General features: G+C 64.5%; 11 protein-coding genes. 9 read left to right on the forward strand and 2 right to left on the reverse strand.

What is annotated here, in order from left to right; genetic code table 11:
* Positions 1-13: 13 nt before the first annotated feature.
* From pilW to AC2CQI_RS25325, 9 genes are all read left to right on the forward strand, one after another.
* Positions 14-766: a type IV pilus biogenesis/stability protein PilW gene (gene pilW, locus AC2CQI_RS25285; protein WP_075806557.1), complete on the forward strand. Its 753-nt coding sequence runs from the start codon at positions 14-16 to the stop codon at positions 764-766.
* On the forward strand, positions 766-1,788 hold the full coding sequence (locus AC2CQI_RS25290; RefSeq protein ID WP_484578245.1) for a RodZ domain-containing protein: 1,023 nt from the start codon (positions 766-768) through the stop codon (positions 1,786-1,788). The genes pilW and AC2CQI_RS25290 overlap by 1 nt, the downstream gene beginning before the upstream one ends.
* A gap of 3 nt (positions 1,789-1,791) precedes the next feature.
* Entirely contained in the window at positions 1,792-2,901 is a 1,110-nt protein-coding gene (gene ispG, locus AC2CQI_RS25295; protein WP_075806559.1) for a flavodoxin-dependent (E)-4-hydroxy-3-methylbut-2-enyl-diphosphate synthase, read from the forward strand.
* A gap of 28 nt (positions 2,902-2,929) precedes the next feature.
* On the forward strand, positions 2,930-4,219 hold the full coding sequence (gene hisS / locus AC2CQI_RS25300; protein WP_075806560.1) for a histidine--tRNA ligase: 1,290 nt from the start codon (positions 2,930-2,932) through the stop codon (positions 4,217-4,219).
* A 36-nt stretch (positions 4,220-4,255) separates the two neighbouring features.
* Positions 4,256-4,897: a YfgM family protein gene (locus AC2CQI_RS25305; RefSeq protein WP_075806561.1), complete on the forward strand. Its 642-nt coding sequence runs from the start codon at positions 4,256-4,258 to the stop codon at positions 4,895-4,897.
* Positions 4,890-6,041, forward strand: coding sequence for an outer membrane protein assembly factor BamB (gene bamB, locus AC2CQI_RS25310; RefSeq protein ID WP_484578246.1), 1,152 nt, complete (start codon positions 4,890-4,892; stop codon positions 6,039-6,041). The genes AC2CQI_RS25305 and bamB overlap by 8 nt, the downstream gene beginning before the upstream one ends.
* 116 nt (positions 6,042-6,157) lie before the next feature.
* On the forward strand, positions 6,158-7,624 hold the full coding sequence (der, locus tag AC2CQI_RS25315) for a ribosome biogenesis GTPase Der (RefSeq protein ID WP_075806563.1): 1,467 nt from the start codon (positions 6,158-6,160) through the stop codon (positions 7,622-7,624).
* A gap of 159 nt (positions 7,625-7,783) precedes the next feature.
* A complete protein-coding gene (locus AC2CQI_RS25320; protein WP_075806564.1) occupies positions 7,784-8,932 on the forward strand; it encodes a pyridoxal phosphate-dependent aminotransferase in 1,149 nt (382 codons plus the stop codon).
* Positions 8,920-9,711, forward strand: a complete 792-nt coding sequence (locus tag AC2CQI_RS25325) for an amidohydrolase (RefSeq protein WP_484578247.1) — start codon at positions 8,920-8,922, stop codon at positions 9,709-9,711. The genes AC2CQI_RS25320 and AC2CQI_RS25325 overlap by 13 nt, the downstream gene beginning before the upstream one ends.
* A 101-nt stretch (positions 9,712-9,812) precedes the next feature.
* On the opposite strand, the gene AC2CQI_RS25330 is transcribed toward AC2CQI_RS25325, so the two are convergent.
* Both AC2CQI_RS25330 and AC2CQI_RS25335 read right to left on the reverse strand, forming a co-directional pair.
* Positions 9,813-12,374, reverse strand: coding sequence for a PepSY domain-containing protein (locus AC2CQI_RS25330; RefSeq protein ID WP_484578248.1), 2,562 nt, complete (start codon positions 12,372-12,374; stop codon positions 9,813-9,815).
* Between the two features lie 108 nt (positions 12,375-12,482).
* Positions 12,483-14,828 carry a TonB-dependent receptor gene (locus AC2CQI_RS25335; protein ID WP_484578249.1) on the reverse strand — a complete coding sequence of 782 codons (2,346 nt, stop codon included), beginning with the start codon at positions 14,826-14,828 and terminating at the stop codon, positions 12,483-12,485.
* Between the last annotated feature and the right edge of the window lie 151 nt (positions 14,829-14,979).

Raw genomic sequence — 14,979 nt, forward strand, 5'->3', positions numbered from 1 at the left:
GACGAGGGCCGCCATGACCCTGCGCGCCGCGCTGCCGCTGGTCCTGCTGACGACGCTGCTGTGCGGCTGCGTCAGCTCCGGCAGTTCCGGTACGCAGGTCAGGCGCGATGAGGCCCGCCAGGCCTATGTCCAGCTCGGCCTGGGGTATTTGCAACAAGGTTATACCGAGCGCGCCAAGATTCCCCTGAAGAAAGCCCTCGACCTCGGTGGCAACGATGCCGCGGTCAACGCGGCGCTGGCCCTGGTGTTCCAGCGCGAAGGCGAGACGGCCCTGGCCGACACGCACTTCCGCCAGGCCCTCTCGGCCCAGCCCCACGACCCGCGGATCCGCAACAACTACGGCAGTTTTCTCTACGCCCAGGGCCAATATGCCAAGGCGCAGCAGATGTTTCGCCAAGCCTCGACCGATACCCTGTATCCTGAGCGGTCCCGGGTGTTCGAGAACCTCGGCTTGACGGCCCTGCGCATGGGCCAGCGCGACCAGGCGCGGGACTACCTGGAAAAGGCTCTACGTCTCAACCACCAGCAACCCCGTGCGTTGCTGGAAATGGCTGAGATGTCTTACGAAGACAGGCATTATGTGCCAGCTCGCGAGTTCTACGACCGGCACAGCCGCCTGAGTGAACCGAGCGCCCGCAGCCTGTTGCTCGGCAATCGCCTGGCGACGGTCTTCGAAGAACGCAACAAGGCCGACCAACTGGGCCTGCAATTACAACGACTTTATCCCGGTACGCCGGAATATCAGCAATACCTGTCGGAGCAATGATGAAAGCGGCGCATCCCGAAGCAGCAGCAGCGACTCGCGAAAATCCCGGTGAGATCCTGCGTCAGGCCCGTGAAAGCCGGGACTGGTCGCAGGCCGAAGTGGCCCGCAAGCTCAATCTGACCGTGAGTTCCCTGAACAACCTCGAAGCCGGCGCCTTCGACAAGCTGCCGGGGCATACCTTCGCCCGCGGCTATATCCGCGCCTACGCCAAATTGCTGGACATGGACCAGGCCGCCCTGGTGCAGTCCTTCGACCTCTGCACCGGCACCCACGCCCAGGGCAGCGACGTGCACGCCCTCGGCCGCATCGAAGAGCCGGTGCGCCTGTCCCATAACATCCTGCGTATCGTCAGCCTGCTGTTGCTGGTGGTCGTGGTCGGTGGCGGCTTCGTCTGGTGGAAAGACCAGAGCGCCAACGCCACCCGTGACCTGTTCAGTGCCGCGCCGGAACATATCGAAGTGGAAAGCGCCGACGGCACCACCCAGATCCATCCGCTGGACGAGCCGGAAGACCAGGCCGTGAGCGCAGGCCAGCAGCCTGAAGCGGCTGCGCCGGCTACCGAGCAGGCGCTTCCGCTTACCGAAAGCACTGTACAGACCCCGGCCGCGCCAGCCGCGCCTGTGACCACCACGCCAGCCGTACCCGCCGCCAGCGCACCGGCGACTCCGGCACCTGCCGCGCCGGTTGCTCCGGCCGCGCCTGCGCCGGCCGTTCCTGCCGTGAGCGCACCCGTCGTGGCCGCCACGCCAGCGCCGGCCGCCCCGGTCGCCGCGCCGGCCGGCAGCAGCCAGGTCGCCATCCAGTTCAGTGCCGACTGCTGGACGTCGGTCACCGACGGCAATGGCAAGGTCCTGTACAGCGGTATCAAGCGCAAGGGTGAAAACCTCGAGCTGGCCGGCAAGCCACCCTTCGCCGTGCGCCTGGGCGTCGCCCGCGCCGCGCAGGTGAGCTACAACGGCCAGGCCGTGGATATCGCACCGTTCACCAGTGGCGAGACCGCTCGCCTGAAGTTGGGGCAGTAACTCATGCACGGCCACTCTCCGATCAAACGTCGCGAATCCCGGAAGATCTGGGTCGGTAACGTACCTGTCGGCGGCGATGCGCCCATCGCCGTCCAGAGCATGACCAACACCGATACCAACGACGTCGCCGCCACCGTGGCGCAGATCAACCGCCTGGTCGACGCCGGCGTGGACATCGTCCGCGTCTCGGTCCCGGACATGGACGCCGCCGAAGCCTTCGGCCGCATCAAGCAGCAGGTCAGCGTGCCGCTGGTCGCCGATATCCACTTCGACTACCGCATCGCCCTGCGCGTAGCCGAGCTGGGCGTCGACTGCCTGCGCATCAACCCGGGCAACATCGGTCGCGAAGACCGCGTGCGCGCCGTGGTCGATGCCGCCCGCGACCGTGGCATCCCGATCCGCATCGGCGTCAACGCCGGTTCCCTGGAAAAGGACCTGCAGAAGAAATACGGCGAACCGACCCCTGCAGCGCTGGTGGAGTCGGCATTGCGCCACGTCGAGCACCTCGAGCGCCTGAACTTCCAGGACTTCAAGGTCAGCGTGAAGGCCTCCGACGTGTTCATGGCCGTCGAAGCCTACCGCCTGCTGGCCAAGGAAATCGTCCAGCCGCTGCACCTGGGCATCACCGAAGCCGGTGGCCTGCGTTCGGGCACGGTGAAATCGGCGGTCGGCCTCGGTATGCTGCTCGCCGACGGGATTGGCGATACTATCCGCATCTCGCTGGCGGCCGACCCGGTCGAGGAAGTGAAGGTCGGCTACGACATCCTCAAGTCGCTGCACCTGCGTTCCCGCGGCATCAACTTCATCGCCTGCCCGAGCTGCTCGCGGCAGAACTTCGATGTGGTCAAGACCATGAACGAGCTCGAGGGCCGTCTGGAAGACTTGCTGGTGCCGATGGACGTCGCGGTGATCGGCTGCGTGGTCAACGGCCCCGGCGAAGCCAAGGAAGCCCATGTCGGGCTGACCGGCGGCACGCCGAACCTGATCTACATCGACGGCAAGCCGGCGCAGAAGCTGACCAATGACAACCTGGTGGACGACCTCGAGAAGCTCATCCGCCAGAAAGCGGCCGAAAAGGCCGAGGCCGACGCGGCACTGATTGCCCGCGGTTGACCGCTACAGATTTCGTTAAGGACCTTTCGTGAGCAAATCGCTGCAAGCCATCCGTGGCATGAACGACATCCTGCCCGAGCAGACGCCCCTGTGGCGCTACTTCGAAAGCACCGTGGCGGGCCTGCTGGATACCTATGGCTATCGCCAGATCCGCATGCCGATCGTCGAGTTCACCGAGCTGTTCAAGCGCTCCATCGGTGAAGTGACCGACATCGTCGAAAAAGAGATGTACACCTTCACCGACCGCAACGGCGATTCCCTGACCCTGCGCCCTGAAGGCACCGCGTCCTGCGTGCGTGCGGTGCTGGAGCACGGCATCACCGGCAACGGCGAAGTGCAGAAGCTCTGGTACATCGGCCAGATGTTCCGCCACGAGCGTCCGCAGAAAGGCCGTTACCGCCAGTTCAACCAGATCGGTATCGAGGTGTTCAACCTCGACGGTCCGGACATCGACGCCGAGCTGATCGCCCTGACCTGGCGCCTGTGGGGCCTGCTGGGCCTGCGCGACGCGGTCACCCTGGAACTGAACAGCCTGGGCACCAGCGAGGCCCGCGCCCGCTACCGTGATGCCCTGGTGGAATTCCTCTCGGCCCGTCTCGAGCAACTGGACGAAGACAGCCAGCGCCGCCTGAAGAGCAACCCGCTGCGCATCCTCGACAGCAAGGACGCCGGCACCCAGGCTGCCCTGGTCGGCGCGCCGAAGCTCGAAGACTACCTGGACGAAGAGTCCCGCGTGCACTTCGAGGGCCTGAAGACCCGCCTGAACGCGGCCGGCATTCCGTTCGTGATCAACACCAAGCTGGTGCGCGGCCTCGACTACTACAGCAAGACCGTGTTCGAGTGGGTTACCGACAAGCTCGGCGCCCAGGGCACCGTCTGCGCCGGCGGCCGCTATGACGGCCTGGTCGAGCAGATGGGCGGCAAGGCGACCACCGGCGTCGGTTTCGCCATGGGTATCGAACGCCTGATCCTGCTGCTGGAAACCCTGGAACTGGTTCCGGAGTCGATCTCCCGCCAGGTCGATGTCTACCTCTGCGCCTTTGGCGAGGCCGCCGAGCTGGCCGGTCTGCAACTGAGCGAGCGTCTGCGCGACCGGTTGCCGAACCTGCGCCTGCAGGTCAATGCCGGTGGCGGCAGCTTCAAGAGCCAGTTCAAGAAGGCCGACAAGAGCAATGCGCTGTATGCCCTCATCCTCGGAGAGGACGAAATGGCGCAACAAGTGGTAGGTTTCAAACCCCTGCGTGGTCAGGGCGAACAACAAAACATTGCCTGGGATGCTCTGGCTGAGCACCTGGAAGCTTCCCTCGCGCAGGCGTGAAGCGCTCACCGCCGAATTGTTGAAAGGAGTATTGGGGTGTCGAGTACCGATGATGAACAACTGGCCGCGTTCAAGGACTGGTGGGAGCGTAACGGCAAGCCACTGGTAACCGGCGGTCTGCTGGCTCTGGTGGCCGTCTTTGGCTGGCAGGCCTGGCACAAGTACCAGGCCAACCAGTCGCAAGGCGCCTCGAACCTTTATCAGGCTCTGCTGGAAACCACCCTGACGCCGACCGGCACGCCGGACACGGCCAAGGTCGCCGAGCTGTCGGGCAAGCTGAAAAGCGAGTTCGGTGGTACTGCGTACGCCCAGTACGGCAGCCTGTTCGTCGCCAAGGTGGCGGTGGACAGCGGCAAGCTGGACGACGCCGCTTCCGAGCTGAAGAGCGTCTACGACAAGCCGGCCGACGCGACCCTGGGCGAGATCGCCCGTCAGCGCCTGGCCCGCGTGCTGGCTGCGCAGAACAAGGCCGACGAAGCCCTGAAGCTGCTCGACGGCGACACCGACAAGGCATTCGTTGCCACCCGCGAGGAGCTGAAAGGCGACCTGCTGGTGCAACTGGGCCGTGCCGACGACGCCCATGCTGCATACGAAAAAGCCAAGGCCGCACTGTCCGATGACGACGCGGTAGGTGGCCTGCAACTCAAGCTCGACGACCTGGCCAAAGGGGATGCGTGACGTGATCGGTTGGAAACATGCAGCAGTGCTGACCCTGGCCATCCTGGCCGCGGGTTGCAGCAGCAACAGCAAGAAGGAACTGCCTCCGGCCGAGCTGACCAAGTTCACCGAAGAGGTGGTCTTGCAGAAGCAATGGAGCCGTTCGATCGGTGATGGTCAGGGCGAAACCTGGAACATGCTGGTTCCGGTGATCGAGAACGACCGCATCTACGCCTCCGACGTGACCGGCGTGGTCATGTCGCTGAACCGCCAGAACGGTGACGTGATCTGGAAGAAAGACCTGGAAAAACCGGTCTCCGGCGCGGTTGGCGTAGGCTACGGCCTGGTCATGCTGGGCACCCTCAAGGGTGAAGTGATCGCCCTGGATGCCAGCACCGGCGAACAGAAATGGACGGCCCGCGTGACCAGCGAAGTGCTGGCCCCGCCCGCCACCAACGGTGACGTGGTGGTGGTGCAGACCCAGGACGACCGCCTGATCGGCCTCGACGCCGCCACTGGCGACCGTCGCTGGATCTACGACAGCACCCCTGCGGTCCTGACCCTGCGCGGTACCGGCGCACCGATCGTGACCAACCACCTGGCGGTGGCCGGTCTGTCCAGCGGCAAGGTGATTGCCCTGGATACCAGCAACGGCGTACCGGTGTGGGAACAGCGCGTCGCTGTCCCGCAAGGTCGTTCGGAGCTGGAGCGTGTGGTCGACATCGACGGCGGCCTGCTGCTGTCCGGTGGCACCCTGTACGTCGCCACCTACCAGGGCCGCGTTGCCGGCCTGGACCTGGAATCCGGCCGTGTGCTGTGGCAGCGTGATGCCTCCAGCTACACCGGTGTGGCCCAGGGCTTCGGCAACGTCTACGTGAGCGAGGCCTCGGGCACCGTCGAAGGGATCGACGAGCGTTCGTCCTCGGCGCTGTGGAGCAACGACCAGTTGGCCCGTCGTCAACTGTCGGCGCCGGAAGTGTTCTCCAGCTACGTGGCGGTGGGTGACTTCGAAGGCTACCTGCACCTGCTGAGCCAGGTGGACGGTCGCTTCGTCGGTCGCGAGCGTGTCGACAGCGATGGCCTGCGTGCCCGTCCGCTGGTGGATGGCGACACCATCTACGTGTACGGCAACAGCGGCGCCCTTGAGGCGTACAAGATCAAGTAAGACTATGCTTGGGGCCTCCGGGCCCCGGGCTGCACGTCGAGAGACGTTGCCCAAGACTCCGGCCGCTGCCCCGCAGCGGCCTTTGTATTTTTTGAATTTACCCAATGGAGAGCCGCATGGTTCCCGTAATTGCCCTGGTAGGTCGTCCGAACGTCGGCAAGTCCACCATGTTCAACCGCCTGACCAAGACCCGTGACGCCATCGTCGGCGACCTCTCGGGCCTGACCCGCGACCGCCAGTACGGTGAAGCCCACTGGCAGGGTCGTACCTTCATCCTGATCGACACCGGCGGTATCACCGGTGACGAGGCGGGCATGGACGAGAAGATGGCCGAGCAGTCGCTCATGGCCATCGAAGAAGCCGACTACGTGCTGTTCCTGGTGGACGCCCGCGCCGGCCTGACCGCCGCCGATCAGATGATCGCCGAGCACCTGCGCAAGCGGAACAAGCAGTCGTTCCTGGTGGCCAACAAGATCGACAACATCGATCCGGACACCGCCCGCGCCGAGTTCTCGCCGATGGGCATGGGCAACGCCATCCCGGTGGCCGGTTCCCAGGGCCGCGGCATCAACGCACTGATGGAAACCGTGCTGGGTGACGTGCCGCGCGACAAGGAAGAGGACGCGCTCGACGAAAACGTCGCCGAAGGCGAGGAAGCCACGCGCATCCCGGGCCCGAGCGAGAAGGATGGCATCAAGATCGCCATCATCGGCCGCCCGAACGTCGGCAAGTCGACCCTGGTCAACCGCATGCTCGGCGAAGAGCGCGTGGTGGTCTACGACCAGCCCGGCACCACCCGCGACAGTATCTACATTCCCTTCGAGCGCAACGAAGAGAAGTACACCCTGATCGACACTGCCGGTGTGCGCAAGCGCGGCAAGATCCACGAGGAAGTCGAGAAGTTCTCGGTGGTGAAGACCCTCCAGGCGATCAAGGACGCCAACGTGGTGATCTTCGTCATGGATGCCCGCGAAGGTGTGGTCGATCACGACCTCAACCTGCTGGGCTTCGCCCTCGAGGCCGGTCGCGCCATCGTCATCGCCCTGAACAAGTGGGACGGCATGCAGCCGAGCGAGCGCGACTACGTGAAGACCGAGCTGGAACGCCGGCTGTTCTTCGTCGACTTCGCCGACATCCACTTCATCTCGGCGCTGCACGGCACCGGCGTGGGCAACCTGTACCAGTCGGTGCAAAACTCGTTCAAGTCGGCGGTCACCCGCTGGCCGACCAGCCGCCTGACCCAGATCCTCGAAGACGCGGTCAGCGAGCACCAGCCGCCGATGGTCAACGGTCGCCGCATCAAGCTGCGCTATGCCCACCTCGGTGGTGCCAACCCGCCGATCATCGTGATCCACGGCAACCAGGTGGAGAAGGTCCCGCGTTCGTACTCGCGTTACCTGGAAAACACCTACCGCCGTGTGCTCAAGCTGGTCGGTACGCCGATCCGCATCGAGTATAAGGGTAGCGACAACCCGTTCGAGGGCAACAAGAACACCCTCACCGACCGCCAGGTCAACAAGAAGCGCCGGTTGATGTCGCACCACAAGAAGGCCGAGAAGAAGCGCAAGGACAAGCGCAAGTAAGCTCGTTGCGGCGCAGGGGCAAACCCTGCGCCGCATCCCTTGTTGATCCCCGTCAGCGCCCTCCGCCGGCTACGTGTTACAAGCTTTTTCCTGACTGTCCGATCCGCTATGCTCGATGGCTTACCGCCCCCGGGCCGGGTCCGCAGGAAAGAGGGCTTCATGATCAGCAGCAAGCTGCCGAATGTCGGCACGACCATCTTCACCACCATGTCCCAGCTCGCCGTGCAAACCGGTGCGTTGAACCTGTCCCAGGGTTTCCCCGACTTCAATGGCCCGCAGGCCCTGCTCGATGCGGTGGGCCGGCATGTCAGCGCCGGGCATAACCAGTATTCGCCGATGACCGGCTTGCCCGCGTTGCGCCAGCAGGTGGCGGCGAAGATCGCCCGGCACTATGGCGTCAGCGTCGATGCCGACCATGAAGTGACCATCGTGCCCGGTGCCACCGAAGGGATCTTCTGCGCCATTCAGGCGGTGATTCGCAGTGGTGATGAAGTCATCGTCTTCGACCCCAGTTACGACAGCTACGAGCCCTCGGTGGAGCTGGCCGGTGGCCGTTGCGTGCATGTGCAGCTGGACCCGGTGGACTTCAGCATCGACTGGCAAACATTCAGCGATGCCCTGAGCCCGAAAACCCGCATGGTCATCATCAACTCGCCGCACAACCCCAGCGGCGCGCTGATCACCCGGGCCGACCTCGACCAGTTGGCGGCCCTGATCGCCGACCGCGATATCTACCTGATCAGCGACGAAGTCTACGAGCACCTGGTGTTCGACGGCGTCGCCCATGCCAGCGTGCTGAGCCATGAAGCCCTGTACCAGCGCGCCTTCGTGGTCAGTTCGTTCGGCAAGACCTACCACGTCACCGGCTGGAAGACCGGTTATGTAATTGCACCGCCGGCACTGAGTGCCGAACTGCGCAAGGTCCACCAGTACGTCAACTTCTGCGGCGTGACACCGCTGCAATGGGCCCTGGCCGACTTCATGGCCGAGCATCCCGAGCATATCGACGAATTGCCGGCCTTCTACCAGGCCAAGCGCGACCTGTTCTGCGACCTGCTCGAACCGTCGCGTTTCAGCTTCACCCGGTCGGCGGGCACCTATTTCCAGTTGGTGGATTACTCGGCCATTCGGCCTGACCTGAACGATGTCGACATGGCCCTGTGGCTGACCCGCGAGCATGGCGTGGCGACCATTCCGGTGTCGGTGTTCTACCAGCAACCCATTCCCGAGCAGCGCCTGGTGCGCCTGTGTTTCGCCAAACGCGAGGAGACGCTGCGCGAGGCAGCGGAAAAACTATGCGCGATCTGAGCAACCTGCCCAACCTGAGCATTGCCCTGGTCCAGACCAGCCTGGTCTGGCAGGACCGCCAGGGCAACTACGAGCACTTCGAGGCCTTGCTGGACCAGGCCAAGGGCGCTGACCTGGTGATCCTGCCGGAGATGTTCACCACCGGCTTCTCCATGGAGTCCGAGCGTCTTGCCGAGCCGGAGAACGGCCCAACGTATGCCTGGCTCAAGGCCCAGGCCAAGCGCATCGATGCAGTGATCACCGGCAGCGTGATCATCCAGGCTGCCGATGGCAGCCACCGCAACCGCCTGCTCTGGGCGCGGCCGGATGGCGAGATCCTGCATTACGACAAGCGTCATCTGTTCCGCATGGCCGGTGAGCACAAGCACTACACCCCCGGCGAGCGCCAGGTGCAGTTCGAGCTCAAGGGCTGGCGGATTCGCCCGCTGATCTGCTACGACCTGCGTTTCCCGGTGTGGAGCCGGGATGCCCAGGACACCGATCTGCTGCTGTACACCGCCAACTGGCCGGCGGCGCGGCGCCAGCACTGGAACCGGCTGCTGCCGGCACGGGGCATCGAGAACCTGTGCTATGTGGCGGCGGTGAACCGGGTGGGGACGGATGGCAAGGGCTTTGCCTATACCGGCGACAGCCAGGTCCTGGACTTCCAGGGTGAAAGCCTGCTGAGCGCGGGGGAGGCGGATGGGGTGTTTACCGTCGAGCTGAGTTCGGCGGATCTCGCGGCTTACCGGACGCGGTTCCCGGCGAACCTGGATGCCGATACCTTCGAGCTTCACTGAGTTCTTGAGGGCCCTATCGCTGGCAAGCCAGCTCCCACAGGTTCAGCGGTGCACGCGATCCCTGTGGGAGCTGGCTTGCCAGCGAAGAGGCCCTCAAATACTCAGTAGACGTCCCGGCGATACCGCCCCAGCTCGATTAACTCTTCCACAGCAGCCTCACCGAGCAACCCGTTGAGCGCCGCATCCACCTCGCCCGCCATCCCCTGCAAGCTACCGCAGATATAGATCGCCGCCCCATCCTCCAGCCAGCGCTTCACCTCCTCGCCGCGCTGCAGCAACAGGTCCTGCACATACACCTTCTCCGCCTGGTCCCGCGAAAACGCCAGGTCCAGCCGTGCCAGGTCGCCACTGGCCAGCCAGCCTTGCAGTTCATCCCGGCAGTGGAAGTCATGGGCTTCATTGCGCTCGCCGAACAACAGCCAGTTACGCTGCTCACCCGCCGCGATCCGCGCCTTGAGCAAGCTGCGCAACCCCGCCAGCCCGGTGCCGTTGCCGATCAGGATCATCGGTGCAGCCTCCGCTGGCAGGTGGAAACCGCTGTTACGGCGCAGGCGCAGGCTGACAGTGCTGCCTGGCGCCATATGCTCGGTCAGCCATCCGGAACCCAGCCCAAGACTGCCATCGGCATGCCGCTCCTGACGCACGATCAGCTCCAGCACACCATCCGCCGCAATCGACGCGATGGAATACTCCCGCGCATCGATCGGAATCAGCGCATCCACCAGCGCCTGAGCATGCAGCCCGACCAGGTGCTCGCGGCTGACCGGCAGTTGCCGGCCGGCGAGGGCGGCGGACAGTGATTCGTTCAGGCCAGCCAGTTGCACCTGGGTGTTGCCGTCCAGCCCGAGGCCCTGAAGGAAACGCTCCACGCTAGCCGGTGCCTGACGCGGCATGATTTCCACCAGATCGCCCGCTTCCCATTGCGAAGGCGTCGGCGGAGTCAGACCCAGCAGGAACACCGGCAAGCCCTGGCTGCCAGGGTTGAGCAGTTCGCGACGGTTCAAGGTCCAGGGCGCAAATTCCGGCGCCTGCCAGGCCGGCATCACGGCGCTGCCGCTCAGTTCCGCCAGTTGCTGCTGCCAGCGTTGCAGGGCCAGCGGGTCGGCGCTGTCCACTTCCACCGGGGCGAAGCGGGCATGGGCACCACGTTCACCCAGCCAGGCATGCAGGCGCCGGGCGAAGCCGCAGAAGTGCGGGTACTGCCGGTCGCCGAGGGCCAGCAGCGAATAGTTCAGGCCTTCCAGCGCCAGCGCCTGGCCCAGCACCTTGCGCTCGAAGCCACGGGCGCTGTCCGGCGCTTCGCCGTCGCCGAAGGTACTGACCACGAACAGCGCGCGCCCGGCCTGGCGCAGGTCCGCTTCGCTCAACGAAGCCAGCGATTGCACCCGCACCGGCAAACCGGCCGCTTGCAACTGCCCGGCACTCTGCCAGGCCAGTTGCTCGGCGAAACCGCTCTGGCTGGCAAAGCCCACCAGCCAGCTGTCGCCCTGGCCGTCATCCTGGGTCATGCCTCCGCGAGCGGCGCGGATCTGGCGCTTCTTGCGTCGGCGATCGAGGTACAGCAGCCAGCCGGTGACGAAGAACAGCGGCATGGTCACGCTGGCCAGGGTCACGATGATCCGCCCCGGCAGGCCCCAGTAGCTGCCCACGTGCAGGGCATAGACGCTGGTCAGCAGTTGCGCCTTGAACGACTTGTCGTGGTAGATCTCCTGGCGCTTCACCTCGCCGGTGGCCGGGTCGATCGTCAGGCTGTTGATGGCGCGTTCGTGGGCGGCATCGTCCAGTAGATAGAAGATCATCGCCGGCTGCCCGCCTACCGGCGGCAGGCGCAGGTTGTAGGCGGTCATGCCGGGGCCGGCGGCCTTTTGCAGGCTGGCCCAGATGGCGTCGTAGTCCACCACCAGCGCCGGTGCGTTGGCATCCGGCTTGGGCGGGCCGCCGTGACCACCGCGCCCTTCGCCGCGTTTCTGCTGTTGCTGGCCGGCCGGTGGTTTATCCGCGAGCAGTTTGTTCAACCCTTCGCGGTACCACTCGTAGGACCAGAACAGGCCAGTCAGGGCAAACAGGAGATAGAACAGCAGGCACCAGGTGCCGAACACCGCATGCAGGTCCCAGTTGAACGCACGGCCTTTCTTCGCCCAGTCGAGGGTCAGCCAGGTGCGCCAGTTCAGCGCCTGGCGCGGCCAGCGCAGATACAGGCCGGAGAGGCAGAAGAACACCAGGATCAGGGTGCAGGCGCCGGTGATCTGCCGGCCGGTGTCGCCGATGGTCAGGAAGCGGTGCAGGTTGAGCATCAGGTTGAAGAAGTCCTGGCCCACCACATCGCCCTGGAAGGCGCCGGTGTAAGGGTCGACATAGCGCAGCTGGCCACGGCGTTCCCCCGGCGGTGGCATGAAGAAGATCCGCGCTGCGGCATCGCTTTTGGTATCGACCCAGATCATCGAGACCTTCTTGCCCTCGGTCTCCTCGACCCGCCGCACCAGCTCGGCCGGCGCCAGCACGCCGCCTTCGCGGACCTGGACCTTGAGCACCTGCGGGTTCATGGCCCGGAGGATTTCATCCTGGAACGAGTACGCTGCGCCGGTGATGCCCATCAGCGCGAGCACCAGCCCGGCCGTGATGCCGAAGAACCAGTGCAGTTGGAACAGCGTCTTTTTCAACACATCGACCACCTGGAATGTTTCTGGGAATGCGAATTAGTCGCGCATTATGCCTTGATACACAAAAGCCCCGCTCATCTGAATGAGCGGGGCGGGGTGAAAACAGCGACCTTAGAAGTGGACGCTGGTGGTCAGCAGGGCGGTACGGCCCGCCGCCTGGTTGGCGAAGTGGGTGGAGAACGCCTTGTCGTAGTAGACCTCATTGGTCAGGTTCTGCACGTTCAGTTGCAGGTCGACGTTCTTGGTCAGCTTGTAGGCGGCCATGGCGTCATAGCGCACGTAGCTGTCGACCTTGGTGGTGTTGGCCACGCTGCCGAACACTTCGTCGGTGTAGAAGGCGCCGCCACCGATGGTGAACTTCGGCGTGATCTGGTAGGTGGTCCACAGGCTGGCCGAGTTGTTCGGCAGGTTCGGCAACTGGTTGCCGTCGTTGGCCTTGCCCAGCGGGCCGCCGTCGATCTGCCGACCTTCCATGTAGGCGTAGCCGGCGAAGACCTGCCATTTCTCGGTGATCTTGCCGCTGGCCGACAGCTCGATACCGTCAACGCGGGTGGTACCGACGTTCTCGTAGGTGTTGGTGTTGACCTGGACGCGGGCGTTGTCCTTCTCGGTGCGGAAGATCGCGCCGGTCAGGGACAGGCGGCTGTCCAGCAGGTCCCACTTGGTGCCGATTTCGTAGTTGGTGGTTTCTTCCGGCTCCATGTCGCTGCCGAGCAGGACGCCGTTACGGTCGGTGCTATTGGGCAGGACGTTGCCTTCCATGCCTTCACCCAGCATTGCGCCCGGTGGGGTCGCTGCGGTGGCGTAGGAAACATAGACGCTGCCGTTGTCGGCTGGTTTCCACACCAGGCCCAGCTGGCCAGTAACGAACTCGCTGGTGTCCTTGCCCTCGGCGCGCACGCCGGTCTTGCTGACGGTGGTGGCACCGTTGGCGCCGTAGGTGCGGTATTCGGTATCGAAATGGTCGTAACGCAGGCCCATGTTGACCAGCCATTGCGGGGTCAGCTCAAGGGTGTCGAAGACGTAGATCGCGCGGGTCTTGCCCTTGGTGGTGGTGCCGGCGTAGTTGCGCGAGATCGAGCCGTTCCACGGATCGTCCGGGTTCGGGTTGCTCAGCGAGGTGCAGTTGTAGCCGCTGGAGACGATCATGGCCGGGGTGCAGTTGGTGCTGGACGGCACGGTCGGCGTGATCGGGGTCGCTGGGGTAGTGTCGGTGTTGACGTCGTAGGTCGAACGCTCGCTCTCTTCACGGCTCAACTCGATACCGGTGGAGAAGCTGTTCTTGAAGCCGGCGATATAGATGTCGCCGAACAGGTCGGTCTGGTTGGTGGTGGTGGCGGTGTTGCCCACCCGGGTGTTGGCCCGGCGCCAGACGCTGCCGTTGTTGACGTTGCCCTTGGAGTCGTCGGGCTGGGTCAGGATGTAGTCCTGCATCGAGTTGCCGTGGCGCAGGGTGTTCTTGATGGTCAGCGCGTCGGTCAGGTCGTGCTCGATGGCAATGGTGGCGATATCGGTGCGCGACTTGCGGAAGTCGCGGTCGGTCAGGCCGTAGAAGTTGCTGTGGTCGCCGCCGGAATAAGGCTTGTCCGGGTTGGCCGAGGTGCGGTTGGTGCCGGAGTAGGTGTAGGGCACGCCGGAATCCGGCAGGTCGTCGCTTTCGACGTGGTACCAGTCGAGGTTGACCCGGGTGTCGGTGCCCAGGCCGAAGGCCAGGGACGGGGCGATGCCCCAACGGTCGTAGTTGACCTTGTCGCGGCCGGCGACGTTGCTTTCGTGGCTCATCAGGTTCAGGCGACCGGCAATGGTGTCGGTGAACTGATAGTTGCCGTCGAGGGTATAGCGCTGGGTCTGGTCGGAGCCCCAGGTGAAGCCGCCGTCGAAGGAGTTGCCCAGATGGGCTTTCTTGCTCACCAGGTTGATGCTGCCACCTGCGGCGCCACGGCCGCCGACTGCGGAGTTCGGCCCCTTGCTGACTTCGATGGATTCCACGGCGAACAGCTCGCGGCTCTGTGCGCCGGTGTCGCGCACGCCATCGATGTAGGTGTCGTTCTGCGAGTCAAAGCCGCGGATGAACGGACGGTCGCCTTGCGGGTTGCCGCCTTCACCGGCACCGAAGGTGATGCCCGGTACGGTACGCAGGGCGTCCTGCAGGGTCAGGGCATTGGTGTCCTTGAGGACCTGTTGCGGGACCACGGTGACCGAACGCGGAGTATCGACCAGCGGCGCGGTGTATTTCTGCGACGAGGCGCGCTCGACCTTGTAGTCGGTGCTGGCCTGCTCGGCGGCCTGGGCATTGATGCTGGTGGCATCGAGGGTCAACGGACCAGCCGGCTTGGCAGGTACTGGCTCGTCGGCATAGGCCATGTGCGCGGCGGACATGGCGGTGATGGCGACACCGATGGCGGATGCGAGCAAGCGCGGTGAGCTGACAGTGGCTGGAACGAATTGACGCGACATCAGGTGGACCCCCTCCCAAGGTTTCGAGGGGGCGGAATATAAGAGCAAGTGATTGGCACTCACAATTGAGAAAGGCTTGCATTTACATTCTTTACACCTTTCTTCACGAAATTTTGCCAAGGATCAATGGCCGCCCCTCGGTTGGGGCTTG

It is taken from the genome of Pseudomonas sp. P2S-1 (genome assembly GCF_057197725.1).